The organism is Rhodococcus ruber (assembly GCF_016804345.1).
Lineage (GTDB): Bacteria > Actinomycetota > Actinomycetes > Mycobacteriales > Mycobacteriaceae > Rhodococcus > Rhodococcus ruber.
Window position 1 is genome coordinate 4,602,751 of record NZ_CP044211.1, and the last position, 25,442, is coordinate 4,628,192.

The 25,442-nt window shown below is 72.6% G+C and carries 22 protein-coding genes and 1 riboswitch; of the genes, 16 read left to right on the forward strand and 6 right to left on the reverse strand.

What is annotated here, in order from left to right; genetic code table 11:
- Nucleotides 1–90: 90 nt before the first annotated feature.
- Nucleotides 91–1,554, reverse strand: a complete 1,464-nt coding sequence (yczR, locus tag F1734_RS21145) for a MocR-like transcription factor YczR (RefSeq protein WP_203011008.1) — start codon at nucleotides 1,552–1,554, stop codon at nucleotides 91–93.
- A 66-nt stretch (nucleotides 1,555–1,620) separates the two neighbouring features.
- Between yczR and F1734_RS21150 the strand changes: the two genes are divergently transcribed.
- Nucleotides 1,621–2,160: a methylated-DNA--[protein]-cysteine S-methyltransferase gene (locus F1734_RS21150; RefSeq protein ID WP_064066223.1), complete on the forward strand. Its 540-nt coding sequence runs from the start codon at nucleotides 1,621–1,623 to the stop codon at nucleotides 2,158–2,160.
- A gap of 19 nt (nucleotides 2,161–2,179) precedes the next feature.
- On the opposite strand, the gene F1734_RS21155 is transcribed toward F1734_RS21150, so the two are convergent.
- Nucleotides 2,180–3,469 carry an adenylosuccinate synthase gene (locus tag F1734_RS21155; protein ID WP_010593181.1) on the reverse strand — a complete coding sequence of 430 codons (1,290 nt, stop codon included), beginning with the start codon at nucleotides 3,467–3,469 and terminating at the stop codon, nucleotides 2,180–2,182.
- Between the two features lie 264 nt (nucleotides 3,470–3,733).
- On the opposite strand from F1734_RS21155, the gene F1734_RS21160 reads away from it, so the two are divergent.
- Nucleotides 3,734–4,384 (forward strand): hypothetical protein, encoded by a 651-nt coding sequence (locus tag F1734_RS21160; RefSeq protein ID WP_010593182.1) that lies wholly within the window; start codon nucleotides 3,734–3,736, stop codon nucleotides 4,382–4,384.
- 128 nt (nucleotides 4,385–4,512) lie between these two features.
- Here the strand turns inward: F1734_RS21160 and F1734_RS21165 are convergent, their stop codons facing one another.
- The gene (locus F1734_RS21165; protein ID WP_010593183.1) at nucleotides 4,513–5,463 is read right to left on the reverse strand and encodes a helix-turn-helix transcriptional regulator; all 951 of its coding nucleotides are present in this window, start codon (nucleotides 5,461–5,463) and stop codon (nucleotides 4,513–4,515) included.
- 63 nt (nucleotides 5,464–5,526) lie between these two features.
- On the opposite strand from F1734_RS21165, the gene F1734_RS21170 reads away from it, so the two are divergent.
- From F1734_RS21170 to F1734_RS21195, 6 genes are all read left to right on the forward strand, one after another.
- On the forward strand, nucleotides 5,527–5,994 hold the full coding sequence (locus tag F1734_RS21170; RefSeq protein WP_010593184.1) for a pyridoxamine 5'-phosphate oxidase family protein: 468 nt from the start codon (nucleotides 5,527–5,529) through the stop codon (nucleotides 5,992–5,994).
- A gap of 283 nt (nucleotides 5,995–6,277) precedes the next feature.
- Complete coding sequence (locus tag F1734_RS21175; protein WP_010593185.1) at nucleotides 6,278–7,336, forward strand: glycosyltransferase family protein; 1,059 nt, start codon at nucleotides 6,278–6,280, stop codon at nucleotides 7,334–7,336.
- Nucleotides 7,333–8,439: a glycosyltransferase family 4 protein gene (locus F1734_RS21180; protein ID WP_010593186.1), complete on the forward strand. Its 1,107-nt coding sequence runs from the start codon at nucleotides 7,333–7,335 to the stop codon at nucleotides 8,437–8,439. Before F1734_RS21175 ends, F1734_RS21180 begins: the two co-directional genes overlap by 4 nt.
- Nucleotides 8,436–9,443 carry a glycosyltransferase gene (locus tag F1734_RS21185; RefSeq protein ID WP_029539929.1) on the forward strand — a complete coding sequence of 336 codons (1,008 nt, stop codon included), beginning with the start codon at nucleotides 8,436–8,438 and terminating at the stop codon, nucleotides 9,441–9,443. Before F1734_RS21180 ends, F1734_RS21185 begins: the two co-directional genes overlap by 4 nt.
- Nucleotides 9,440–10,405, forward strand: a complete 966-nt coding sequence (locus F1734_RS21190; RefSeq protein WP_203011009.1) for a glycosyltransferase family 2 protein — start codon at nucleotides 9,440–9,442, stop codon at nucleotides 10,403–10,405. The genes F1734_RS21185 and F1734_RS21190 overlap by 4 nt, the downstream gene beginning before the upstream one ends.
- A 33-nt stretch (nucleotides 10,406–10,438) precedes the next feature.
- Nucleotides 10,439–12,583 (forward strand): catalase, encoded by a 2,145-nt coding sequence (locus tag F1734_RS21195; protein ID WP_040270664.1) that lies wholly within the window; start codon nucleotides 10,439–10,441, stop codon nucleotides 12,581–12,583.
- Nucleotides 12,584–12,714: 131 nt separating this feature from the next.
- Here F1734_RS21195 and F1734_RS21200 read toward each other — a convergent pair whose 3' ends face one another.
- Complete coding sequence (locus tag F1734_RS21200) at nucleotides 12,715–13,611, reverse strand: glucose 1-dehydrogenase (RefSeq protein WP_010593190.1); 897 nt, start codon at nucleotides 13,609–13,611, stop codon at nucleotides 12,715–12,717.
- A gap of 266 nt (nucleotides 13,612–13,877) precedes the next feature.
- Between F1734_RS21200 and F1734_RS21205 the strand changes: the two genes are divergently transcribed.
- The 5 genes from F1734_RS21205 (at nucleotide 13,878) to F1734_RS21225 (ending at nucleotide 17,514) form a co-directional block, all read left to right on the forward strand.
- A complete protein-coding gene (locus tag F1734_RS21205) occupies nucleotides 13,878–14,198 on the forward strand; it encodes a hypothetical protein (RefSeq protein ID WP_010593191.1) in 321 nt (106 codons plus the stop codon).
- A 61-nt stretch (nucleotides 14,199–14,259) separates the two neighbouring features.
- Entirely contained in the window at nucleotides 14,260–14,784 is a 525-nt protein-coding gene (locus tag F1734_RS21210; RefSeq protein WP_010593192.1) for a hypothetical protein, read from the forward strand.
- Nucleotides 14,785–14,877: 93 nt separating this feature from the next.
- Complete coding sequence (locus F1734_RS21215) at nucleotides 14,878–16,314, forward strand: PepSY-associated TM helix domain-containing protein (RefSeq protein WP_203011010.1); 1,437 nt, start codon at nucleotides 14,878–14,880, stop codon at nucleotides 16,312–16,314.
- A gap of 34 nt (nucleotides 16,315–16,348) precedes the next feature.
- Nucleotides 16,349–16,861: an Rv2732c family membrane protein gene (locus F1734_RS21220; RefSeq protein WP_010593194.1), complete on the forward strand. Its 513-nt coding sequence runs from the start codon at nucleotides 16,349–16,351 to the stop codon at nucleotides 16,859–16,861.
- A gap of 131 nt (nucleotides 16,862–16,992) precedes the next feature.
- Nucleotides 16,993–17,514: a DUF6790 family protein gene (locus F1734_RS21225; RefSeq protein WP_010593195.1), complete on the forward strand. Its 522-nt coding sequence runs from the start codon at nucleotides 16,993–16,995 to the stop codon at nucleotides 17,512–17,514.
- Here the strand turns inward: F1734_RS21225 and cobF are convergent.
- Both cobF and cobN read right to left on the reverse strand, forming a co-directional pair.
- Entirely contained in the window at nucleotides 17,479–18,252 is a 774-nt protein-coding gene (gene cobF, locus F1734_RS21230) for a precorrin-6A synthase (deacetylating) (protein ID WP_010593196.1), read from the reverse strand. The two genes, F1734_RS21225 and cobF, sit on opposite strands and share 36 nt — an antisense overlap.
- On the reverse strand, nucleotides 18,249–21,857 hold the full coding sequence (gene cobN / locus F1734_RS21235) for a cobaltochelatase subunit CobN (protein WP_203011011.1): 3,609 nt from the start codon (nucleotides 21,855–21,857) through the stop codon (nucleotides 18,249–18,251). The genes cobF and cobN overlap by 4 nt, the downstream gene beginning before the upstream one ends.
- A gap of 67 nt (nucleotides 21,858–21,924) precedes the next feature.
- A riboswitch (cobalamin riboswitch) is annotated at nucleotides 21,925–22,118 on the reverse strand.
- 25 nt (nucleotides 22,119–22,143) lie between these two features.
- On the opposite strand from cobN, the gene F1734_RS21240 reads away from it, so the two are divergent.
- The 3 genes from F1734_RS21240 to F1734_RS21250 are packed head-to-tail and all read left to right on the forward strand — an operon-like array spanning nucleotide 22,144 to nucleotide 25,411.
- Entirely contained in the window at nucleotides 22,144–23,244 is a 1,101-nt protein-coding gene (locus F1734_RS21240; protein ID WP_010593198.1) for a cobalamin biosynthesis protein CobG, read from the forward strand.
- Entirely contained in the window at nucleotides 23,241–23,891 is a 651-nt protein-coding gene (locus tag F1734_RS21245) for a precorrin-8X methylmutase (RefSeq protein ID WP_010593199.1), read from the forward strand. Before F1734_RS21240 ends, F1734_RS21245 begins: the two co-directional genes overlap by 4 nt.
- Entirely contained in the window at nucleotides 23,888–25,411 is a 1,524-nt protein-coding gene (locus F1734_RS21250; protein ID WP_203011012.1) for a precorrin-2 C(20)-methyltransferase, read from the forward strand. The genes F1734_RS21245 and F1734_RS21250 overlap by 4 nt, the downstream gene beginning before the upstream one ends.
- Nucleotides 25,412–25,442: the final 31 nt, after the last annotated feature.

Here is a 25,442-nt window from a genome sequence, read left to right on the forward strand (position 1 = left end):
GATATGGCGACTCCCAGGCGGCCACCCGTTCGTACCCCTCGAGCATAACGCCGCGGACCCGTTCCCGGTCGGGGTCCGGCCACCCCCGAATCAGACCACGAGGTGTGGTTCGACGAGGTCCCGGCCGCGGGCCAGCGCGTCGTACGCCGAGGCCACGGACGCGACCGCCCGGCGCACCTCGTCGGCCTCCCGCGCGTAGGGCAGCCGCAGGAACCGTTCGAACGCGCCTTCCACCCCGAAGCGGGGTCCCGCGGCGAGGACCACACCGTGAGTGGGGGCGGTCGCCGCGAGCGCGGTCGACACCGGCGTGGGCATCCGCACCCACAGCGACATCCCGCCCGGTCCGACCGTGTACGTCCAGTCGGGCAGGAACTCGTCGAGCGCGCCGAGCATCGCCGCCCGCCGGCGGCGCAGCTGTCCGCGTCGCCGCTCGAGCAGGTCCTCGACGTCGCCGAGCAGGTGCGCCGCGGCGAGCTGCTCCATGACCGGCGTGCCGAGGTCGACGGCGGAGCGCGCCCCCACGAGCCGGGTGATCAGGGATCGGTCGGCGCGGATCCAGCCCACCCGGAGACCGCCCCAGAGGGACTTGCCGGTCGAGCCCACCGTCACGACGGAGCGGTCCGCGCCGTACGAGGCGACGGCGGGCGGCGGCGGGGTGTCCAGCCACAGGTCCACCATCGTCTCGTCCACGACGAGCGTCATGCGGGTCTCCTCCGCGATGCGGACGAGTTCGGCCCGGCCCGCCGCGCCCATGCACAGCCCGGTGGGACTGTGGAAGTCCGGGATCAGGAACGCCATTCGCGCCGCGGTCTGCCGGGCGGCGCTGCGCAGGCCCTCCAGGTCCCAGCCGTCGTCGGCGCCGCCCTCGGGCCGCACCGGCACGACGACCGGCCGCGCCCCGTGCCGCCGGATCGCCTCGAGCGCATTGGGATAGGTGGGATGGTCGACGATCACCCGGTCGCCGGCGTCGGTGAGCACGCCGAGCAGCAGGCGCAGCGCGTGCTGTGCGCCGGAGGTGACCATGATCTGTTCCGCCCCGGTCGGCAGCCCGCGGTCCCGGTAGCGCCGCGCGATCACCTCCCGCAGCAGGGCCAGGCCGATCGGTTCCATGCCGTGGGAGTCGAGGTAGGCGGGCACCGACCGCAGCGCGGCGGCGTAGGCCGACTCGATCTCGGCGGCGGGCGCCGGCATCGACGCGGAGCTGAGATCCACGGGCTCCGGCGCTTCCGCGGCGGCCGGGGCGGCGGAACGCGCCGGCGTGCCCCGTCGCCGCGGCGGCAGCGCGACGGTGCTGCGCGCACCCTGCCGGCTGCGCAGGTAGCCGGCCTCGCGCAGAGCCGTGTACGCGGACGTGATGGTGGTGCGGCTCAGCGCCAGGGCGGCGGCGAGCTCACGCTCGCTGGGCAGCGCCACGCCCAGGGGAACGCGACCGTCGTGCACCAGCAGCCGGATCCCGTCGGCGAGAGCCCGGTACGCGGGCCGCCGATCGGCGGTGTCCTGCCAGTTGCCGAGGTCGCGGGCCAGGGAACCGGCTCCGATCGCACGCGTGATCACCAGTCCAGTATCGCAGTCCAGTCGGCGAGGTGGTCACCTGTCCCCGGGCCAGTTCATACTGACGGCGTGACCACCCTCGGCTACACCCTGTTCGACACCGCCGTCGGCACGTGCGGGCTCGTGTGGTCCGCGGCCGGCGTCGTCGGCGTGCAACTGCCCGAGACCGCGCCCGAACCCACGCGCGACGCACTGCTCGGCCGGTTCCCGGCCGCGGTCGAGCGGCCCGTCCCGGCGGGGGTGCAGCCCGTGATCGACGCCGTCGCCGCGCATCTCGCGGGGGCGCCCGACGACCTGCGCCGGGTTCCGGTCGACTACCGGAATGTCTCCGAATTCGACACGGCGGTCTACGAGTTCGCCCGGACCGTCGACCCCGGCGCGGTCGCAACCTACGGCGAGGTGGCGCGCCGGGTCGGCCGGCCGGCCGGCGCCCAGGCCGTCGGACAGGCGTTGGGACGCAACCCCGTTCCGCTGATCGTGCCGTGCCACCGGATCCTCGCCGCGGGCGGCGGGATCGGCGGGTTCTCCGCGCCCGGAAGCACCGTCACGAAGCGGGAGCTGCTCGCCCTCGAGCACGCCCCCGGCTTCGGCGATCCGACCCTGTTCTGACGCGGGGCCGCAGCGGGTTTCAGCTCAGGATGTCGCGGCGCACGATCGTCTGGTCGCGGCCCGGGCCGACACCGATGCACGACATCCGCGCACCCGAGAGTTCCTCGAGCCGCAGCACGTAGTTCCGGGCGTTCTCCGGCAGGTCCTCGAAGGTGCGGGCCTCGGAGATGTCCTCCCACCAGCCGGGCATCTCCTCGTAGATCGGCGTGGCGTGGTGGATGTCGGTCTGCGTCATCGGCATTTCGTCGACGCGGACCCCGTCCACCTCGTAGCCGACGCAGATCGGCACGGTCTCGAGGCTCGACAGGACGTCGAGCTTGGTGAGGAAGTAGTCGGTGATGCCGTTGACGCGGGTCGCGTAGCGGGCGATCACGGCGTCGAACCAGCCGCAGCGCCGGGCCCGGCCGGTGGTGACACCCACCTCGCCGCCGGTCTTGGCCAGGTAGGCGCCGTGCTCGTCGAACAGTTCCGTCGGGAAGGGACCCGACCCCACCCGGGTGGTGTAGGCCTTGAGAATGCCGAGCACCGTGCCGATCCGGTTGGGACCGATGCCCGATCCGACGGCCGCGCCGCCGGCGGTGGGGTTCGACGACGTCACGTACGGGTAGGTGCCGTGGTCGACGTCGAGCAGCGTGCCCTGCGATCCCTCGAGCAGTACCGTCTCGCCGGCCTCGAGGGCCTTGTTCAGGCGCAGCCGGGTGTCGGCGATGCGGTGCCTGAACCCTTCCGCCTGGCCGAGCACCTCGTCGACGACCTGCTGCGGGTCGAGGGCCTTGCGGTTGTAGATCTTCGACAGCACCTGGTTCTTGAACTCCAGGGCGGCCTCCACCTTGTGGGTGAGGATCTTCTCGTCGAGGACGTCGGCGACGCGGACGCCCACGCGGGCGATCTTGTCCTGGTAGCACGGGCCGATGCCCCGGCCGGTGGTGCCGATCTTCTTGGCGCCGAGGAAGCGTTCGGTGACCTTGTCGATGGCCACGTGGTACGGCATGATCAGGTGCGCGTCGGCGCTGAGCAGCAGGTTCGTGGTGTCGACCCCGCGGTTCTCGAGACCGGCGAGCTCGTCGAGCAGCACGCCCGGGTCCACGACCACGCCGTTACCGATGACGTTGGTGACGCCGGGAGTGAGGATGCCGGAAGGGATCAGGTGCAGCGCGAAGTTCTCCCCGTTCGGGAGGACGACGGTGTGGCCGGCGTTGTTGCCCCCCTGGTAGCGCACCACCCACTGCACCCGGCCACCGAGCAGATCGGTGGCCTTGCCCTTGCCCTCGTCGCCCCACTGGGCGCCGATCAGGACGATTGCCGGCATTTCGCTGTCTCCTAGGGTGTCGACGTGCGGGCGCCCTCCGCCTGCAGGGTTCTGCCGTCACAGAACAGAAGCCGGGGGGACAGTCTAGCGGACCACACGTGCGGCACCGCCCCCGGCGTCCGCGGGCCGCCGTCCCGACTGTGACGGGTGCCGACGATCCACCCGACTCACCGTGCCGCGTTCGAGCGTCCGGCGGTGAGGCGAGTCGTGACTAGAGTGAGTGGAGCATCGTCGCCCGCGAGAGGAGTGCTCTTGACCCCCGTTGTGCTCAAGTGCGGTGATGCCCCACTGCCGTTGACACTGACATCCCTGACCACGTTGACCGCCCCGGCTCTGCCCGGCAAGGACGACTTCGAGGACGTGTTCGCGCATCTCGAGTCGGTCGAGGACCCCCGGCTCGTGGTGGTGGGCGGGGACGCCGCCTTCGCCGCGACGCTGACCCGGATGATGCGCACCGAGCGGCTCGGCATCGAACTGGCCTACGTGCCGGAGCGACGCACCCCGGCCGCCGAGGCGTACGGACTGCGGTTCGGATCGAAGGCCGCGACCGTCGCACTGCAGGGCACGGCACGGCCGGTGCCGCTCATCCGCGACGACGCCGGCATCGCCCTCGTCGGGCGTGCCCTCGTCGAGGGCGAGGTCGGTGAGCTGGTGGGCGAGGCGTACGTCGACGACACCCGGCTGTTCAGCGGGATGACCCCGGGTGTGCGGATCGAGCCGACCGTCGACATGCCGGGACTGCGGGCGGCGATCGATCGGCCGCGCTGGTTCGGCGGCTACCGCTGGGTGACCGGCCGTGCCGTGCAGCTCGGCTCACCCGGCGCCGTGCTCACCCGCGACGGGGTCGCCAATCCGCGGGCGGTCAAGCGCTCCACCTTCTACCGGCACGAGCACAAGTGGAAGCTGGTGCGCTGAGCGGGCTGCCGTCGCGGTACGAAAGCCGTTCCGGCTGAGCGCTTGTCGTGATTTCCTCCGCCCCCGCCGGACACCCGCACACCGGATTCCGCCGCGGGCGGGGTCCGCGGGCGCAGCCCTCACCGGCGTCACGCATTGCACCGGGCGAGGGCCTCGCCGGCGGCGCGCAGTGCGGCCCGCAACGACTCCGGGGCCACGACCTCGACCCCGCCGCCGAGGGCGAGGAGCTGGTCGAGCGCCACCTCCTCGGACTCGAGCAACAGGTCCACCCGCACCCACCCGTCCGCGTCCGGCGGTCCCGGTTCCACGTCGGCGGCGTCGGTGCCCACCACGCGGGGCAGGCGCCGCCACGCGGCCGGGCCGAGACGGAGTGTGCAGGCGAACCTGCGCAGCGCACGATCGAACTCCGCCGCGGACGCCGCCCAGTAGGCGGGCAGGTCGAATCCGTCGGGCCGTCGGGCCGGGGCGTCGAGGACGGCGGCGGACGCGATGCGCCCGACCCGGTAGGTCCGGACGTGACCGCGGTGCGCGGCGACGAGGTACCAGACCCCGGCCTTGGCGACGAGCCCGAGCGGGTCGAGGGTGCGCGCCACGGTCCGGTCGCCGCGCCGGTAGCGGATGTTCAGGCGGCGCTCGTCGAACACGGCGGACGCGACGGCCGGCAGGTGCGTGTTGTCCCCCGGTGCGGCGAACCAGCCGGGGACGTCGACGTGGACCCGGTCGCGCCAGGCCTGGGCGGCGCTGCGCAGGGTGACCGGCATGGACCCGAGCAGCTTGCCGCGGGCCGCATCGAGTTCCACACCGAGGTCGGCGGCGAGGGTGGGCACCCCCAGCAGCATCAGCGCGGCACTCTCGTCGCTGGTGAGCCCGCTGAGCCGGGACTGCCACCCGTCGAGCAGGCGGATGCCGCCGCCCGGTCCGCTCTCCGTCCACACCGGGACCCCCGCGGCGGACAGGGCACCGACGTCGCGGTACACGGTGCGCACCGAGACGCCGAGATCGTCCGCGAGCCGCTGCGCGGTCAGGCCCGCGGTGCCCTGCAGACGCAGCATCATCGCGAGCAGGCGTGCCGATCGCATGACCGCAGCCTACGCAAAAATCACTGACACTCGATGTCAGTGATATCGGCGCATCCTGACCTCATGAGTCCATGGAAAGAGTTCTCCGAGCAGGCACCGGATCTGGCACAGGCGATCGCCGCACGACTACAGGCGCACAAGCATCACGTCCTGGCGACGCTGCGGCGGGACGGTTCACCGCGCGTCAGCGGGACGGAGGTGGAGATCGTCGACGGCCGACTGGTGCTCGGGTCGATGCCCGGCGCGAGGAAAGCCCGCGACCTGCAGCGCGATCCGCGCTACGCCCTGCATTCCAATCCCGGGCACCACTCGATGACGGGCGGCGACGCGAAGGTCCGCGGCCGGGCCCGGGAACTGCACGACGACGTGAAGGCGGCCGTGCTCGCCGCCTACCCGGAGGAGGTGCCGCCGGGGCCGATGCACCTGTTCGAACTCGACCTGGCCGAGGCCGTGCTCACCACGGTCGACGAGGAACACCTGTACGTGGATCTGTGGCGGCCCGGGGCCGCCGTCGAGCGTTTCGTCCGCTGACCGGGCCCGCCGCGCGGCCCGGCACGGAGAGGTTCGGCACGGAGAGTTCGGCGCCCCGGGCTGTCGAGTTCAACCCGGGGCGCCTTGGCCGGCCCGCATCCGGACTACGGAACAGCCCCGACCGTTGTGCCCCCTGCGGCGCGGTCGAAACCTCCGGACCCGAAATCGCTCCCCGCGACGCCCGAGCGGGCGAGGTGTGGACTCCCCGCCGAACGGGTAGCCGCCCCTCGGAGCCGGCCGCTCCGCGTGCGTGGCCGGTCGTTTGTCACGGGGAGGGTGAGACATGATCCGAGTGGCCTCGGTGCCCGCGTCGCACGTCTACGTCCGGCATCTGGCCGGACCGCACGGGGACGACGAGGTGGTGCGGCTTGCCGATCCGGTGCCCGCCGACGGACGCAAGGTACCGGGCGGATGGTGGCCGCCGCTGATGCTCGAGCCGGGATGGATCGCCGCCAACCACACCGAGTTCGACGTGTTCCACATCCACTTCGGCTTCGACGCGATCGAACCGGAGGCCCTGCAGGACGTGGTCGCGGAACTCGCCGACCACGACATCCCGCTCGTCTACACCGTGCACGACCTGCGCAACCCGCACCACCCCACGTCGGGCACCCACCACAAGCAGCTCGACGTCCTGATCCCCGCCGCCACCGAACTGATCACCCTCACCGAGGGCGCCGCCGGACGGATCGAGACGATGTGGGGCCGCACCCCCACCGTCCTGCCCCACCCACACGTCGTCGAACAGCCCTGGTTCGCGCGCGCGAACCGGTCCCCGGACGAGCCGTTCGTCGTCGGGGTGCACGCGAAGAGCCTGCGCGCCAACATGGACGTCTTCCCCGTCCTCGACGTCCTCTCCCACACCGTCCGTGACCTGCCGGGCGCGCAGTTGCGGATCAACGTCCACGACGAGATCTTCGATCCGGACAACCACTGGTACGCCCCCGAGGCCGGGGCGAAGATCCTCGCCTTCGGGGACCGGCCGGGCGTCGACGTGCGTGTGCACAAGTACTTCTCCGACGACGAGCTGTGGGAGTACCTGTCCTCGCTGTCTGTGTCCGTCCTGCCCTACCGGTTCGGCACCCATTCCGGCTGGCTCGAGGCCTGCCACGACCTCGGTACGGCGGTGATCGCCCCGAGTTGCGGGTTCTACCACCAGCAACGGCCCTGCCAGGTGTTCACATACGACGAGCAGACCTTCGACCCGGATTCCCTGGCCGATTCGGTGCGCGCGCTGTACCACAGCGGTCGGCGGCCCCACAGCGACTGGGCGCAGCGCATGTTCGAACGCCGCTTCCTGTCCCATGCGCACCACGCGATCTACGAACGGGCACTGTCGTGACGGGTCGCCCACTGCGTATCGCCCTCATCGCGTCCCACCGATTTCCCGTCGCGCAGCCCTTCGCCGGGGGACTCGAGGCACACGTGTGGCACCTGACCCGCGCGCTCGGCGCCGACGGACACCGGGTGACGCTGTTCGCCGCCGCGGGTTCCGACGTCACGCTGCCCGCCTCGTTCCTCGAGGTGCGCACCTTCACGCCCAGCCCCGCCGCCCGCAGCGACGTGTCGATGCCGCCGGAAGCGTTCCTCGACGCCCACCACGCCTACCTGTCCCTGCTGCTGGAACTGGCCGGCCCGCTCGCCGACTCGTTCGACGTGATCCACAACCACAGCGTCCACTACCTGCCGCCGGCGATGGCCGCGACGCTGCGGACCCCGATGCTGACCACCCTGCACACCCCGCCGACGCCGTGGCTCGAGTCGGCGCTCGCCGTCCCCGGCGGCGGCTCGGCGCACTACGCGGCCGTCAGCAGATACACCGCGGCGACCTGGGCGCATGCGGTCGCCTCGCAGATCACCGTCGTCCCGAACGGCGTCGACCTCGGGGCGTGGCCGCTCGGCCCGGGCGGGCCGTCGCTGATCTGGTTCGGACGACTGGTCCCCGAGAAGGGTGCCCACCTGGCGATCGAGGCGGCCCGGCGGGCGGGAACGTCCCTGCGGCTGGCCGGTCCGGTCAGCGACGAGGACTACTTCACCCGGCACATCGCCCCGCGTCTGGGCGACGGCGTCACGTATCTCGGTCATCTGCCGCAGCGGGAACTCGCGGCCGCGGTCGGCCGGTCGGCCGCGACCCTGGTGACGCCGCAGTGGAACGAGCCGTACGGCCTCGTCGTGGCCGAGTCCCTGGCATGCGGCACGCCCGTGGTCGCGTTCGCGCGCGGCGGCATCCCCGAGGTACTCGACCGGGGCAGCGGCTGCCTCGTCGCCCCCGACGACGTGGAGGCGCTGGCGGCCACCGTGCCTCGGGCCGTCCGATTGTCCCGGCTCGACGCCCGCCGCCGCGCCGAGACGTTCTGTTCCGAACGCACCATGGTGGACTCCTACCTCGCCCTGTACCGCCGCCTGTGTGCGGCCGGCTCCGTCGTCCGGCAGCGCCCGGCATGATCGGCTACTACATCCATCACCACGGACACGGGCACCGCACCCGGGCGGCCTCGATCTGCGCCCGCACGAGCGAACCCGTGACGGCCCTGTGCTCGGCGCCGTTGGGGCGCTTCGCCGACGTCTTCGCCGATGTCGTCGAACTGCCCCGCGACGACGAGTCCGTCGACACCGCGGAGGATCCCACCGCCGGCGGGTTGCTGCACTGGGTCCCCCGGCACGACCGCGGCCTACGCGAGCGGATGGCGGCGCTGGCGTCCTGGGTCGCCACGGCCCGGCCCCGGCTGCTGGTGGTCGACGTGTCGGTCGAGGTCGCGGTGTTCGCCCGGTTGCTGGGCGTCCCCGTCGTGGTCGTGGCCATGCCGGGCGAGCGCACCGACACCCCGCACGGGCTGGGTTACCGCGCGGCCGAGCACATCGTCGCGCCGTGGCCGCGGGAGGTGTACGAGCCGGCGTATCTACGTCCGTACGCGGACAAGACCACCTATGTCGGCGGCATCAGCCGGTTCGACGGCCGGCCCGTCGCCGGCCCCGCCCCCGGCGGCCGGCCCCGGGTCCTGGTCCTGAGCGGCAGCGGCGGCTCGTCCCTGTCGGCCGAGCGCCTGCACGAGCTGGCCGAGCGTCATCCCGGCTACGCGTGGGACGGTGTCGGCGTGCCGGGCGGTCCGTGGGTGGATGATCCGTGGTCCGACCTGAGCCGGGCCGACGTCGTCGTCGGTCACGCCGGGCAGAACTCCATCGCCGACATCGCCGCGGCACGGCGGCCGGCGATCGTCGTCGCCGAACCCCGGCCGTACGACGAGCAGTGCGCCACCGCCGACGCGCTGGGCCGAGCCGGCCTGGCGGTGACCCTGCCGGCCTGGCCGCATCCGGACGACTGGCCGAAACTGCTGCGCCGGGCCCTGCGGCTCGATCCCGCACAGTGGTCCCGGTGGCGCACCGAGGGGGCTGCCGGGCGCGCCGCCGCGGTGCTCGACGAGGTCGCCGCGAAGGTGGCACCACGATGAGAACGACCGTGATCACTCTCGTCGCCGGCCGGCACGCGCACCTGCGGCTGCAGCTGCGGGGCCTGACGCGCAGCGCACGGACTCCGGACGATCACGTGGTGGTGTCGATGGGCGACCCGGCCGTCGCACCGCTGATCGAAGCGGAGGGCTACCCGGCTCATACGGTGACCCTGCCGGCGGGCGGACCGTTGCCACCGTCCGCGGGCGGACCGTCGCCACCGTCCGCGGGCGGACCGTCGCCACCGTCCGCGGGCGGACCGTTGTCACTGTCCACCGCGCGCAATGTGGGCGCCGAGTGTGCCTTGGCGCGCGGCGCCGAGCTGCTGGTGTTCCTCGATGTCGACTGCATTCCCTCCGCGGGCCTCCTCGGGTTGTACGAGCGGGCCGCGAGCGATCCGCGGCACGGCAGCGCCCTGCTGTGCGGTCCGGTGACGTATCTGCCGCCGCCGGGGCCGCGCGGATACGACCTGGGCCGCCTCGAGCGGAGCGTGAACCCGCATCCGGCACGGCCGAACCCCCCGGCCGGCACGATCCGCACCGGCGACGAGTACGACCTGTTCTGGTCGCTGTCGTTCGCGGCGACCCGCGAGACGTGGACGGCCGTCGGGGGCTTCTGCACGGACTACGTCGGGTACGGCGGCGAGGACACCGACTTCGCCCAGCGCGCCGCGCACGCCGGGGTGGGGTTGCGCTGGGTCGGCGGCGCGCATGCCTTCCATCAGCACCACCCGGTCTCCGACCCGCCGGTCGAGCATCTGCACGAGATCCTCCACAACGCCGCTGTCTTCCACCGGCGCTGGGGGCGCTGGCCGATGACCGGGTGGCTGACCCGATTCGCCGAGGCGGGTCTGGCCCGGTACGACGCGGCCGCGGACCGGTGGGTCGCCACCGCGGCGCATGCGGGGCGCGGACGTGGCCGATGTTTGGACCGGGACGCGCGGGGCAACTCGGTCGGGACGTGAACGTCCCCTGTCTCGACCGAACGGAGCATCGCAGTGTTCGACAAGAATCCGCCGGTTCCCGGCTCGCCCGCCGGTTTCGAGGTTCCGGTCGAGGAACCCACGGCCCCGACGGACCCGCCTCCGGCCAAACCCGACCAGCGTGAGCCCGTCCCGGTCACTGCCACCGGCACACCCGAGGACCTGCCCGACGGTGCGCGCGGTCCCCAGGGCCGCTTCCTCACCACCGCCCAGGGTGCACGGCTGACCGACACCGACCATTCCCTCAAGGCGGGTCGCCGCGGTCCGACGCTCTTGCAGGACCACCACTTCCGCGAGAAGATCACCCATTTCGATCACGAGCGCATTCCCGAGCGGGCGGTGCACGCCCGGGGCGCCGCGGCGCACGGCGTCTTCCGGGCCAACGGCGCCGCCTCGAAGATCACCCGCGCCGGATTCCTGCAGAAGGGCAGCGAGACGCGCGTCTTCGTCCGCTTCTCGACGGTGCTCGGTTCGCGTGGTTCCGCCGACACCGTCCGCGACACCCGTGGTTTCGCGACGAAGTTCTACACCGACGAGGGAACGTTCGACTTGGTGGGGAACAACATTCCGGTGTTCTTCATCCAGGACGCGATCAAGTTCCCGGACATCGTCCATGCCGCCAAGCCGCACCCGGACCGCGAGATCCCGCAGGCCCAGAGCGCACACGACACGTTCTGGGACTTCGTCTCGCTGCACACCGAGGCCACCGCGCACACCCTGTGGAACATGTCGGACCGGGGCATTCCGCGCTCCTACCGGATGATGGAGGGCTTCGGCGTCCACACCTTCCGTCTCGTCAACGCCGATGGCGAGACGTCGCTGGTGAAGTTCCACTGGAAGCCGCGCCTGGGTGTGCACTCGCTGGTGTGGGAGGAGGCGCAGCTGCTCGGCGGCATCGACCCGGACTTCCACCGCCGCGACCTCGCCGACGCCATCGAATCCGGCGCCTACCCCGAATGGGATCTGGGCGTGCAGGTCTTCCCCGACACCCCGGAGCAGACCTTCGAGGGCATCGACCTTCTCGACCCCACCAAGATCGTCCCCGAGGAGCTCGCCCCGGTGCAGGTGATCGGGACGATGCAGCTCAACGCCAACCCGACGAACTTCTTCGCCGAGACCGAGCAGGTCGCCTTCCATCCCGGCCACCTCGTCCCCGGCATCGACGTCACCGACGATCCGCTGCTCCAGGGTCGGCTGTTCTCCTACCTCGACACCCAGCTCAGCCGGCTCGGCGGACCGAACTTCGGCCAGTTGCCGATCAACCGGCCGCACGCCCCCGTCAACGACATGCTGCGCGACGGCATGCACCAGACCGGCATCCATCCGGGCGCGGCTCCCTACCGGCCCAACTCGCTCGGAGCGGGATGCCCGTTCCTCGCGGGCGTCGAGGACGCCGCGTTCATCGACGTGCCGGCGCCGATCGCCGCGGGTGTCAAGGAACGCGAGGCGCCGAGCACGTTCGACGATCACTTCTCGCAGGCCCGGCTGTTCTACCGGAGCCTGTCGGAGATCGAGAAGAAGCACGTGGCGAACGCGTACACGTTCGAGCTCGGGAAGTGCTTCGAGCAGGCGATCAAGGAACGGCAGCTGCAGGTGCTCGCGAACATCGACGCGGAGCTGTGCGCCACCGTCGCGGCGGGTCTCGGCCTGCCGGCACCGGAGCCGACGGTGTCGACGGACGGTGAGCCGCTGCGCAGCGAGGCCCTGTCCCAGGTCGGTGCGACGTGGCCGGTCGAGGGGCGGATGATCGGCATCGTCGCGGACGACAGCGCCGACGTCGCCGAGGTCGCCAAGGCCGTGGCGGCGGTGGCCGCGGCGAAGGCCGTGCCGCTGGTGATCGGTCCGCACGGCGGCAAGCTCGACGGCGGCCGCAAGGAGGTGCCGATCTCGCGCACCTTCGACACGGCGCGGTCCGTCGAGTACGACGCCCTGCTGCTCGCGAGCGCCCCGGCCGATCCGCGGGTACGCATTCTGGTCGACGAGACGTTCCGGCACTGCAAGGCGATCGGCACGTGGGGCACGGGCACCGAAGCGCTCGAGCACGCAGCCGTCCATACCGAGGCCCCCGGAGTGGTCACCGCCGACGATCCGGAAGCGGTGGTGACCGGAATCGTCGAACTGCTCGGCGCCCACCGTGTGTGGGAGCGGTCCCAGGCCTGACCCGCCCCCTGCTGCTGCTGCTACGGCGGTGCGGCGGTGGTGCGGCGGTGGTGGTGGCCGAATGTCACATCGCGTCGATCGAATCGACCGAATGTGACATTCGGCCACCGGCACCACCCCCCGCGGGTCTGTCAGGAGAAGGGCTTGCCGCCGGTGACGGCGATGACCTCGCCGGTGATGTAGCTCGACTCCTGCGAGGCGAGGAAGACGTAAGCCGGGGCCAGTTCGGCCGGCTGCCCGGGCCGGCCGAGCGGGACGTCGTCACCGAAGGATTCGAACTTCTCCCGGGGCATCGTGGCCGGGATGAGCGGCGTCCAGATCGGTCCCGGGGCGACGGCATTGACCCGGATCCCCCGCTTCGCGACGTCCGACGCCAGACCCTTGGTGAAGTCGACGATGCCGGCCTTGGTCGTGGCGTAGTCGAGCAGTTCCGGCGACGGGCTCGTCCCCTGGATCGACGACGTGTTGATGATCGTCGAGCCCGGTTCCATCACGTCGATCGCGAACTTGCACAGCCAGAACAACGCGTACAGGTTCGTCTTCAGCACGCGGTCGAACTGCTCGGTGGTGATGTCGGCGATCCCGTTCATCTGCACCATCTGGAACGCCGCGTTGTTCACCAGGATGTCCAGGCCGCCGAGGTCACGCACGGCCGTGTCGATCAGGTGCCGGCAGTGTTCCTCGGAGCGGATGTCGCCCGGCACCGCGACGGCGCGCCGACCCGCCTCCTCGATCCACCGCACGGTTTCGCGGGCGTCGTCCTCCTCGGACTCGAGATAGCTGAGGACGACGTCGGCGCCCTCACGGGCGAACGCGATCGCCACGGCCCGTCCGATCCCCGAGTCGGCACCGGTGATCAGCGCCCGTCGGCCCTCGAGCCTGCCGCTGCCGCGATAGGTCTGCTCGCCGTGGTCGGGTGCCGACACCATGTCGGACGTCAGGCCCGGGTACTCGAGTTCGGGTTGCTGCTCACGATCCGGGGCCGGGTACTGCTCGACCGGATTCCGGGGCCGGTGCTGGTCGGTCATGGGTCCTCCCTCAGCGGTGTGCGGGCGGTTACGGAGCCGCCGTGTCCGCACGGTGCATACCCGGCGCCGGGAGCGGGTACACGAGCGGCACCGGTCGGTGAATCCGAGCGCTGCAGCGCTCTCCCGACCCGACCTCTGGAAAGGATGGGGCTGTGACGGAACACGAGAGTGAGTTTCGGGGAAGCAGTGAATTTCGGAGAAGCGGTGAGTTTCGGCGAAGCAGTGAGTTTCGGCGAAGCGAGGAGACCCGCGCGGGTGCCGATCCGGTGCACAGCAGGCAGGCCCACGACCGGGACCTGACGAACGACAGCGACTTCCCGGCCGACGACGCCCGCACGATGCGCAGCCACGCCGGTGAGGCCCTGACCGATTCCCGGGGCTGGCCGGGCTACTTCTTCCTGGGCCTCGGGCTGCTGCTGCTCGGTCTGACTCTGGTGGCTGCCGGCTACGGCTTCGAGGGCTGGGCCTGGATCGCCGGTCCCGCCTGCATCGTGTCCTTCGGGATCGGTGCCCTGCTGGTCCTGCTCGAGCGCAAGCGGGTCCGCAACGTCGAAGGAACGAGCCTGCGCGAACCGCGCGGTCACTGAGCGGTGCGCCCTTTGGGCGGTCAGGGCAGCCCAAAGGGCACACCGCTGTAGGCTCCTTCGCGTGAATCCACGCCCGCCGACGTCCACGCAGCTGCGTGGCGCGTTCGTGGGCTCGACCTCCGCCGCGGTCTCCGTCGCAGCCCACGGCCTCGCGGGCGGCGAGATTCCGTCTCAGGCGTCGGTGGTGCTGATGGTCGCCGCCTGCGCCGCGTTCGGTGCCGCGGTGTCCGCGCTCCGGTCGCACCGGCCGCTGACCGCACTGGTGCTCGTCCTGGCCGCGGGCCAGACGATCGGTCACACCGTCCTGACCCTCACCGCCGAGCACGCCCACGGCCTCGGGCTCTCGCCCGCGATGCTCGGCGCCCACGCCGCGGCCCTCGTCGTCTCCGCCGCCCTGATCCGGGCGGCCGAGCAGGGTTGCGTCGCGGCACTCGGCGTGTTGCGGCACATCGTCGCCGCGATACTGACCCTGCCCCCGGCGCATGCGCCGCTGTGGGTGGCCACACCCTCGCACCGGGCACGTCTCGTGCTGCGAGTGCTCGTTTCCGCACAGGCCGGCACCCGGGGTCCGCCCCGCACCGCCTGACCCGATCCTGTTCCGCCGCGTCCGTACCCCGCGGCGGCTTTCCCACGTGTGACGACGCTGCCGTCGTCACCGACGATCGAAACGAGCATTCGCATGTCCACGACCGACCTCGGGACGGATCGTTCCGTCCCGCCCCCGACCCGCCGATCCGGCACCTCCTCCCTGCGACCACTCGTGCTGCGGCTGCACTTCTACGCCGGCCTCCTCGTCGCCCCGTTCATCCTGATCGCCGCGGTCAGCGGCGGCCTCTACGCGCTCGCGCCGACGATCGAGCAACTCGTCTACCGCGATCAGCTGCACACCGATGCCACCGGTCCCGCCGTGCCGGTGGCCGAGCAGATCCGGGTGGCCACCGGCCAGCGGCCCGATCTCACCGTCACCGCGGTGCGGCCGGCCGCGGCGCCCGGCGAGACCACCCGGGTCCTGTTCGCCGACCCGAGCCTCGGCGAGTCGCAGCGGCTCGCGGTCTTCGTCGACCCGGTCACCGCGCGGCCGCTCGGTGAGCTGGCCGTCTACGGCAGCAGCAGCGCCCTGCCGGTGCGGACCTGGATCTCGCAGCTGCACCGCCACCTGCATCTCGGCGAACCGGGCCGCCTCTACAGCGAGCTGGCCGCGTCCTGGATGTGGGTGATCGCGCTCGGCGGCGTGTACCTGTGGGTGCGCCGGTACCGGACGTCCCGGACCCGCGACGCCGAGGCGCGCCTGCTCACCGTCGACCGCACCGCCACCGGCCGGGCCCGCACCCTCGGCTGGCACGGTGTGGTGGGTGTATGGATCGCGGTCGGCCTGGTGTTCCTGTCCGCGACCGGTCTGACCTGGTCCCGGTTCGCCGGCGACAACATCGCCGAGCTGCGGGCGGCACTGGACTGGAAGACGCCCGCCGTCGACGCGACCCTGACGGGGAGCAGCGCCGCACCCGCGACGGGCCACGAGGGGCACGGCGGCCACGGCGGGCACGCCGCCGACCCGGCGCTGCTCGACACGAACATCGCCCGCATCGACTCGGTGCTGGACGCGGCGGCCGCGGCGGGACTGACCGGGGTCGTCGAGGCCTCGATCCCCGCGAAGACCGGCACCGCCTTCACCGTCGCCGAGACCCGCCAGCCGTGGGTGTACGGCATCGACTCGGTCGCCGTCGACGGCGCGACCGGCGAGGTCGTCGACGTGCTGCGGTTCGCGGATTGGCCGCTCGCCGCGCAGCTGACGTGGTGGTCGATCACCCTGCACATGGGCATCATGTTCGGGCTGATCACGCAGGTCGCCCTGGCGCTGCTGGCGGTGGCGTTGATCACGGTCGTGGTGCGCGGGTACGTGCTGTGGTGGCGGCGACGGCCCACCCGTGGGTCGGCGTGGGCCGTCGGCCACGCTCCGTCCCGGGGCGCGCTCCGTCGCGTCGGCGCAGGTCCGGCGGTCGCGATCGGCGTCGCGGCCGCGGTGGTGGGGTGGTTCGCCCCGGTGCTCGGGCTCAGCCTGCTGGCGTTCCTCGTCGTCGACACCGCCGTCGGGTGGCGTAGCCGGGGACGCGCATAATGAACCCTCGTGTGCCTATCGACGAGGAGTGCCGGTGAGCGACGACCTGTCCGCATACCGTAAGGAGTTCGCCCGCATCGAGCGGAAGATCGCCGGGGAGTTCGACGCCGGCCGGCGACACCGCGTCCTCGTCGCCTGTGTCGCCGCGGTGGTGCTGGGTCTGCTTCTGCCGCAATCGGATACCGAATGGTCGTGGACGGTGCTCGGCACGTGGTTCGGGCACGAGGCCACGACGACCGTGCCGATGCGGGTCTTCGTGAGCCTCGCTGTGGTGTTCGGTGTGGTGTCGTCGACCGCGGCGCTGTGCACGCACCGCTGGCGGCTCGCGTCGGCGTCGATGCTCGGTTCCGGCCTGGCGTCCCTGTTCGGGCTGCTCGGCTACTGGTCGCAGAACGGCATGCCGGTGCAGACTCCGCACGCCCCCGGCGCGGGAATGGTGCTCGCCTGGCTCGGCATGGTGGCGCTGACCTCGCAGTGGCTGCCCGTCGTGCTCAGCCGCTCCCCCACCGACCGGCGGCCGCAGCCGGTGACCACGCCGGTGCTCTGACGCCGATGCCCGACCCGGGACATCCGCGCACCGCGCGGATGTCCCGGCGTTCCACTGCGCGACGGGCCGGGCGCGGCGTACATTTCGCCGGTGAAGCGGCCGGATGCGGCTGCCCCGCGAAGGGAGTTGCCGTGCCGACCGCCGTACTCGCCGTCGTCGCCCTCGTCGGCGCCTTCCTGCAGTCCCGCCACCGCCACGGCGCCGCCCGTATCGACACCTACCTCGTGTGGTGGCTCGTGGCGGTGGTCGGCGTCGCCTCGGTGATCGGGGCGGCGTTCCACGTCTTCGACGGTCCCGCGACCGCCGAGATGATCGGATTCACCCGCGGCGACGGAGGTTTCCAATTCGAGAACGCCATGGGCGATCTCGCGATCGGCGTGGCGGGAATCCTGTGCTACCGCTTCCGCGGCGGGTTCTGGCTCGCGACGATCGTCGTGACCACCGTCCAGTACTTCGGCGACGCCGCCGGTCACCTGTACTTCTGGCTCGCGAAGGACAACACCGAGCCGGGCAACGTCGGATTCCCGCTGTGGTTCGACATCGTCCTGCCGATCGTGGCGTGGGTCCTGTACGCGGCGTCGTACCGGCGGGGCGGCGACGCCGTTCCCCTCACCCGGTCAGGAGCCGGCGCCGACGCCGTCCGCGCGACGTAGCAGGTAGGTGTCCATCACCCAGCCGCGCGCCGCCTTCGCGCGGGCGCGGGCCCGCTCGATCTCCGGCAGCACCCGGTGCAGCGGGCCGGCGACGAGTTCCTCGTCGGACGTGCCGAGGTCGGCGCCCCACCAGATGTGCCAGTCGCCGTCGAGCCGGGCGCATTCGAGCGCGCCGTCGAGCATCACCACGAGGTTGTCGCCCCCGGCGGCGACCTCGTGCGCGAGGCACCGGCCCGTCGTGATCGTGATCGGGCCGCCGATCCGGTTGAGCACCAACCGGTGCCGCGCCGCGAGCAGCGACACGGCGCTCACCCCCGGGACCACGTCGTAGTCGACGTCGAGCACGCCCCGGTCGCGGATGCGTTCGACGACGCGAATGGTGCTGTCGTACAGGCTCGGATCGCCCCACACCAGGAATCCGGCGGTCTCGTCCGGCGCGACCTGCTCGCGCAGCACCGACTCGTAGACGGCGGCGCGGGCCGCGTGCCAGTCCCGCACCTCGGCGCCGTAGGCGGACGGGGCCCGGTCGCGCGGCGGATCCGGCACCGTGATCACCCGGTAGTCGCCGGTGACGTGCCGGCGGCAGATCTCCTCCCGCACGGCGACGAGATCGTCGACGCCGCGCTGCTTGTCGGCGACGAGGAACACGTCCACCTCGTTCAGCGCCCGGACCGCGGCCACGGTGAGGTCGTCGGGACCACCCGGCCCGATCCCGATCAGCCGCAGCCGCCTTCTCATCCGCGGTCCTCGAGGTCGCCCTCCACGTCGAGGTAGGCCTGCTGCAGTTCCGCGAGCGTCGCCGGATCCGGCTCGGCCCACAGCCCGCGGTCGGCGGCCTCGGAGAGCCGTTCGACGATGCCGCGCAGCGCCCACGGGTTGGCCTCGCGCAGGAACTGCTGGTTCTCCGGGTCGAGCGCGTAGGTGCGGGCGAGGGTTTCGTACATCCAGTCGGCGACGACGCCGGCGGTGGCGTCGTAGCCGAACAGGTAGTCGACGGTCGCGGCGAGCTCGAACGCCCCCTTGTAGCCGTGCCGGCGCATCGCGGCGAGCCAGCGCGGATTGACCACCCGGGCCCGGAACACGCGGGCGGTCTCCTCCGCCAGCGAACGGGTGCGGACCTGGTCGGGGGTGGTCGAGTCGCCGATGTACGCCTTCGGGTCCGCGCCGGTGAGCGCGCGGACGGTGGCGACCATGCCGCCGTGGTACTGGAAGTAGTCGTCCGAGTCGGCGATGTCGTGCTCGCGGGTGTCGGTGTTCTTCGCCGCCACCGCGATCCGCCGGTAGTTGGCGCGCATGTCGTCCGCGGCCGCGACACCGTGCAGGTGCCGCCCGTACGCGAAGCCGCCCCACGCGGTGTACACCTCGGCGAGATCGGCGTCGCTGCGCCAGTTCCCGGAGTCGATGAGCGGCAGGATGCCAGCGCCGTAGGAGCCGGGCCGGGAACCGAAGATGCGCCGGACCGCGCGCTCGGGGTCGCCGTGCTCGGCCTCGTCGCGGCGGGCGTGCGCGCGCACGAAGTTCAGGTCGTCGGGCTCGTCGAGGGCGGCGACGGTGCGGATCGCGTCGTCGAGCATCGCGACGACGTGCGGGAAGGCGTCGCGGAAGAACCCGGAGATGCGGACGGTGACGTCGATGCGGGGCCGGCCGAGTTCGTCGAGGGGGATCACGGTCAGTTCGCGCACCCGCCGGGACTCGGCGTCCCATTCGGGGCGCACGCCGATCAGGGCGAGCACCTCGGCGATGTCGTCGCCGGAGGTGCGCATCGCGGAGGTGCCCCACACCGACAGGCCCACCGACGGCGGGTAGTCGCCGGTGTCCGCGCGGTACCGGTCGAGCAGGTTGTTCGCCAGGGCCACGCCGGTGTCGTAGGCGAGCCGGCTCGGCACCGCCTTCGGGTCGACGGTGTAGAAGTTGCGGCCGGTGGGCAGCACGTTGACCAGGCCGCGCAGCGGCGACCCGGACGGACCGGCAGGGACGTAGCCGCCGTCGAGGGCGTGCAGCACCGCGTCGAGTTCGTCGGTGGTGCGGGCCAGGCGCGGCACGACCTGCTCGGCGGCGAAGGCGAGCACCCGCTCGACCTCCGGATCCTGCTGTCCCAGCACCTGTTCGACGACGGTGCCGGCGCGCTCGACCCGCCAGCCGGCGTCCTCCATGCCCTGCACCAGGGTCCGGGCCTGGGACTCGACCGCGTCGGTCTCGGCGAGCGGCGCATCCGGCTTCAGCCCGAGCGCGGTGCGCAGCCCGGGCACCGCGTGCGCCCTGCCGCCCCACACCTGCGCGGCCCGCAGCACCGACAGCACCAGGTTCACGCGAGCCTCCCCGACGGGCGCGGTGCCGAGCACATGCAGACCGTCGCGGATCTGCGCGTCCTTGACCTCGCACAGCCAGCCGTCGACGTGCAGCAGGAAGTCGTCGAATTCGGCGTCGTGCGGGCGGTCGTGGAGACCGAGGTCGTGGTCGAGCTTCGCGGCCTGGATCAGCGTCCAGATCTGGGCGCGGATCGCGGGCAGCTTGGCCGGGTCCATCGAGGCGATGTTGGAGTACTCGTCGAGCAGCTGCTCGAGCCGGGCGATGTCGCCGTACGACTCGGCCCGCGCCATCGGCGGGATCAGGTGGTCGACGATGGTCGCGTGGGCGCGGCGTTTCGCCTGGGCGCCCTCCCCCGGATCGTTGACCAGGAACGGGTAGATCAGCGGGAGGTTGCCGACGGCGGCGTCGGTCGCGCAGGCCGCCGACAGCCCGGCGTTCTTGCCGGGCAGCCATTCCATCGAGCCGTGCTTGCCCAGGTGGACGACGGCGTCGGCGCCGAAGCCGTTCTCCACCCACCGGTACGCCGCGAGGTAGTGGTGCGACGGCGCCATGTCCGGATCGTGGTAGATCGCCACCGGGTTCTCGCCGAACCCGCGGGGCGGCTGGATCATCAGCACCACGTTGCCGGCCTGCAGGGTGGCGAGCACGATCTCGCCGTCCGGGTCGGCGCTGCGGTCGACGAACAGTTCGCCCGGGGCCTCGCCCCACGCCTCGGTCATCGCGCCGGTCAGCTCGGACGGCAGGTCCGCCGTCCACTCGCGGTAGCGCGCCGCGCTCACCCGCACCGGATTGCCCGCCATCTGCTCGGCGCTGAGCCACTCCTCGTCCTGGCCACCCGCGGCGATCAGGGCGTGGATCAGCGCGTTGCCTGCCTCGGCGTCGTCGTCGGTGTCGAGGCCGGGAAAGCCGTCGCCGAGGTCGTAGCCGTGCTCGCGCAGCGCGCGCAGCAGCCGGATCGCGGAGACGGGCGTGTCCAGGCCGACGGCGTTGCCGACGCGGGAGTGTTTCGTCGGATACGCCGAGAGCATGATCGCCAGGCGCCGCCGTGCGGGTGGGATGCGCCGCAGACGGGCGTGCGCGACGGCGATACCGGCGACGCGACGGCACCGTTCGGGGTCGGTGACGTAGCGCGGCAGGCCGTCGGCGCCGAATTCCTTGAACGAGAACGGCACCGTGATGATGCGGCCGTCGAATTCGGGGACGGCGATCTGCGTCGCGGAATCGAGCGGGGAAACTCCCTCGTCGGATTCGGCCCACGCGTCGCGTCCCCAGGTCAGGCACAACGCCTGCAGGATCGGAACGTCGAGCGCGGCAAGCGCTGCGACGTCCCAGGCATCGTCGTCGCCGCCGGCGGAGACGGTGGCCGGGCGGGTACCACCGGCGGCCAGGACCGTGACGATCAGGGCGTCGAGGGTGCCGAGTTCGGCGAGCAGGTCCGCGGGGGCCCCGCGCAGGGTGGAGCAGAAGATCGGCACGGCCACGGCGCGGCCGGTGGCGTCGACCGCCCGCGCGAGATCACGGACGAAGCGGGTGTTTCCGCTGGTCTCGTGGGCGCGGTAGTACAGGATGCCCACCCTCGGCAGGTCGGGATCGGCCGCGGCGGGCGCGTGGCTGCCCCACTCGGGCAGCGCGGCCGGCGGATCGAAGCCCTCGCCGGTGAGCAGGACGGTGTCGGACAGGAAGGCGTGCAGCTGGGCGAGGTTCGCGGGCCCGCCCTGCGCGAGGTAGGCGTGCGCCTCGGTGGCGATGCCGACGGGGACGGTGGAGTGGCTCATCAGCTCGGCGTCGGGCAGCTGCTCGCCGCCGAGCACGACGACGGGTGCGCCGTGCGCCAGGACCGCGTCGATGCCGTTCTGCCAGGACCGCACCGACCCGAGGATGCGGACGATCACCAGGTCGGCGCCGTCGAGCAGGCGCGGCAGCTCGGTGCCGACGTCGAGGCGCGACGGATTGCCCAGCGCGTATTCGGCGTCGGAGCTCAGCGCCGACAGCAGGTCGGTGTCGGACGTGGACAGCAGCGCGAGCCGCGTCACGGCCGGGTCCTGCGCAGTTCGATTCCGCGCAGCACGAATTCGGTCATGTTCAGTCTCCAAACCCTCGTGGACTTCCCGTGCCGTGGCCGGTCTCCTGGCTGACGGATCGTCGCTGCTGCGCCGACCTTCCCGGACGTGCGTCCAGTGGTCTCCGGACCGGCGGACCGGTTCGGACGAGGGCGAGCAACTACCCGCTCACAGTGGCGAGGGCCGCGCCGGTCTCACACCGGCTTCCCGAGCACCACGGCAGGTGGAGCTTAGCGCACGTGTGCAACCATGTGCCCCCATGGTCGACCTTCCCCCGGCGCCGGCCCAGGCGGCATCCCCCGTCGCTGCGCTCACCCAGGATCGGTGCCCCGGTCTGCTGCGCCCCCACCTCGCCGCCGACGGCGCGCTGGTGCGGCTGCGCGCGCCCGGCGGCCGGCTCCCGGACGGCGGCCTGCAGGCGCTGTCGGAGGCGTCGGTCGCCTTCGCGGACGGCGACGTGCACCTCACCTCACGCGGAAACCTGCAGATCAGGGGCGTCGCGTTGGACGAGTGCGGCGGGGTGCCCGCCGGCCTGGTCGAGGCGGTGACGGCGGCCGGGTTCCTGCCGGCGCCGGCGCACGAACGGGTCCGCAACGTCGTCGCCTCGCCGCTGTCCGGGATCACCGGCGGCCGCGCCGACATCCGCCCGCTGATCGGCGCGCTCGACGCCGCCCTGTGCGCCGAGCCCGCCCTGGCGCAGCTGCCGGGGCGTTTCCTCTTCGGGCTCGACGACGGCCGCGGCGACGTCACCACCCTGCGCTGCGACCTCGCCGCGGTGGCCGTCGAACCCGGACTGTTCCGCGTCACGATCGGCCGGCGCTCCGGCCCGGTGGTGCCGGCCGAGCGGGCCGTCGGGACCCTGGTCGACCTGGCGCAACGGTTCGCGGCGATCCGCGGCACCAGCTGGCACGTGCACCGACTGCCCGAGGCCGGCGCCGAACTCGGCGGTGGTGCGCCGCTGCCGCCGCCCACCCGGTACACCGCGCCGTACGGCCCCCTGCCCGGAGCCGTCTCGGTCCTGGTCCCGCTGGGCATCCTCTCGCCCGCGATGGTGGCGGCGCTGCCCGTGCCGGACGTGATCGTCACCCCGTGGCGCGGCCTGGTCCTGCCCGGCGAGCACGATCCGCAGCCGCTGCGCGACGCCGGGTTCGTCCTCGACGGCGCGTCGCCGTGGACCCGCACCACCGCATGCACCGGCGCGCCGCGGTGTAGCCTCGCCGGGGGCGACACCCGTGCCACGGCCCGGCGCGTCGTCGCCGATGCGCCGCCACCCGGCCACCTGCACGTCGTGGGATGCGAACGATCCTGCGGCGCACCGAATTTCCCCCACACGCTCCTGCTCGCGAGGAACCCGGCATGACCCTGTCCCCCCCACCCCGGCGCTACGACTACGTCACCGACGGCGCCGACATCTACGTCCGGTCGTTCGCGACGATCCGCGCCGAAACCGACCTGTCCGCGATTCCGGCCGACGCCGAGAAGGTCGCGGTGCGCATGGTGCACGCCTGCGGGCAGACCGACCTGACCCGCGACCTCGCGATCCACCCGGGCCTGGTGTCCGCGGCGCGCACGGCGCTGCGTTCCGGCGCGCCGATCCTCACCGACGCGCACATGGTCGCGTCCGGGGTGACCCGCACCCGGCTGCCGGCGGACAACGAGGTGCTGTGCTTCCTGCGGGACCCGCGGGTACCCGAGCTCGCGTCGGCGTGGGGCACCACCCGCTCGGCCGCGGCGGTGTCGCTGTGGGAGGACCGCCTCGACGGCGCCGTCGTCGCGATCGGCAACGCACCCACCGCGCTGTTCCACCTGCTCGAGCTCATCGACGCCGGCGGCCCCCGGCCGGCCGCGATCGTGGGGGTGCCGGTCGGGTTCATCGGCGCCGCCGAATCCAAGGAGGCGCTCGCCGCGCATCCGCTGCAGCTGCCCTACCTGGTGGTACGGGGACGTCGCGGCGGCTCGGCGATGGCGTCGTCCGCGATCAATGCCCTGGCCCAGGAGGCGGAGTGAACGACACCGGACGGTTCTACGGCGTGGGCCTCGGCCCCGGTGATCCCGAGCTGATCACCCGCAAGGCGGCCCGGCTGATCGAGCAGGCCGACGTGATCGCCTACCACTCGGGCACCCACGGCCGGTCCATCGCGAGGGGCATCGCGGCCGGGCTGATCCGGGAGGGGGTGCTCGAGGAGGCGCTGGTCTACCCGGTCACCACCGGCACCACCGACCATCCCGGCGGCTACGACGGGGCCATCGCCGACTTCTACGACGAGTGCGCGGCGCGCCTGGCCGCGCACCTCGACGCCGGCCGCACCGTCGTCGTGCTGTGCGAGGGCGACCCGCTGTTCTACGGCTCCTACATGTACCTGCACGACCGGCTCGCGAACCGCTATGCGACCAAGGTGGTTCCGGGCGTGACGTCGGTGTCCGCGGCCGCGGCCGCCGCGGCGGAACCGCTGGTGCGGCGCACCGACGTGCTCACCGTGCTGCCCGGCACGCTGCCCGAGCCGGAACTGGCGCGCCGTCTCGCCGACACCGACGGCGCCGCGATCATGAAGCTGGGCCGCACCTTCCCCGCGGTCCGCGCCGCGCTCGCCCAGGCGGGCCGGCTCGACGACGCGGTGTACGTCGAGCGCGCGTCGATGGGCGGGCAGCGCATCGTCCCCGTCGCCGACGTCGACGCCGATGCGGTGCCGTACTTCTCGGTGATCCTCACCCCCGGCGACCGCGCGCCGCGCAACCGGGACATCACCGACCGGTCCCGGCCCGTCGTCGCCGAGGTTCCCGACGCGGTCGCTGCCCGTGAGCTGCTCGTCGTCGGTCTCGGCCCCGCCGACGAGAAGTGGCTCACCCCCGAGGCCGCCGCCGCGCTGGCGGCCGCCGACCACGTCGTCGGGTACGGGCCCTACGTCGACCGGGTGCCGGTCCGGCCGGGGCAGCGACGGCACGCGTCCGGCAACACCGTCGAGGTGGACCGCGCCCGCGTCGCGCTCGAGCTGGCCCTGTCCGGCGAACGGGTGGCGGTCGTCTCGGGTGGCGACGCCGGAGTGTTCGGGATGGCCTCGGCGGTGTTCGAGGCCGCGCAGGATCCGCGGTTCGCGGAGATCCCGGTGCGGGTGCTGCCCGGCGTGTCGGCGGTCCAGGCCGTCGCCGCGCGGGCGGGCGCCCCGATCGGCGGCGACTTCGCGGTGATGAGCCTGTCGGACCGGCTCAAGCCGTGGGAGGTGATCGAGCAGCGGCTCACCGCCGTCGCACAGGCCGACCTGGTGCTGGGCATCTACAACCCGGCGTCGCGGTCGCGGACCACGCAGGTCGCGCAGGCGCGGGCCGTGCTGCTGCGGCACCGCCCCGCCGACACCGTCGTGGTGGTCGGTCGCGACGTCGGCCGCCCCGGCGAGTCGCTCGAGGTGACCACCCTCGAGAAGCTCGACCCGGACGCGATCGACATGAAGTGCCTGATCCTCGTGGGCTCGTCCGGCACCGCGGTCACCGCGACCGGCGCGGTGTGGACGTCGCGCTCGGTGCGTCCCTGAACATTCGCCCGGAACACCGGGATCCGCGCCC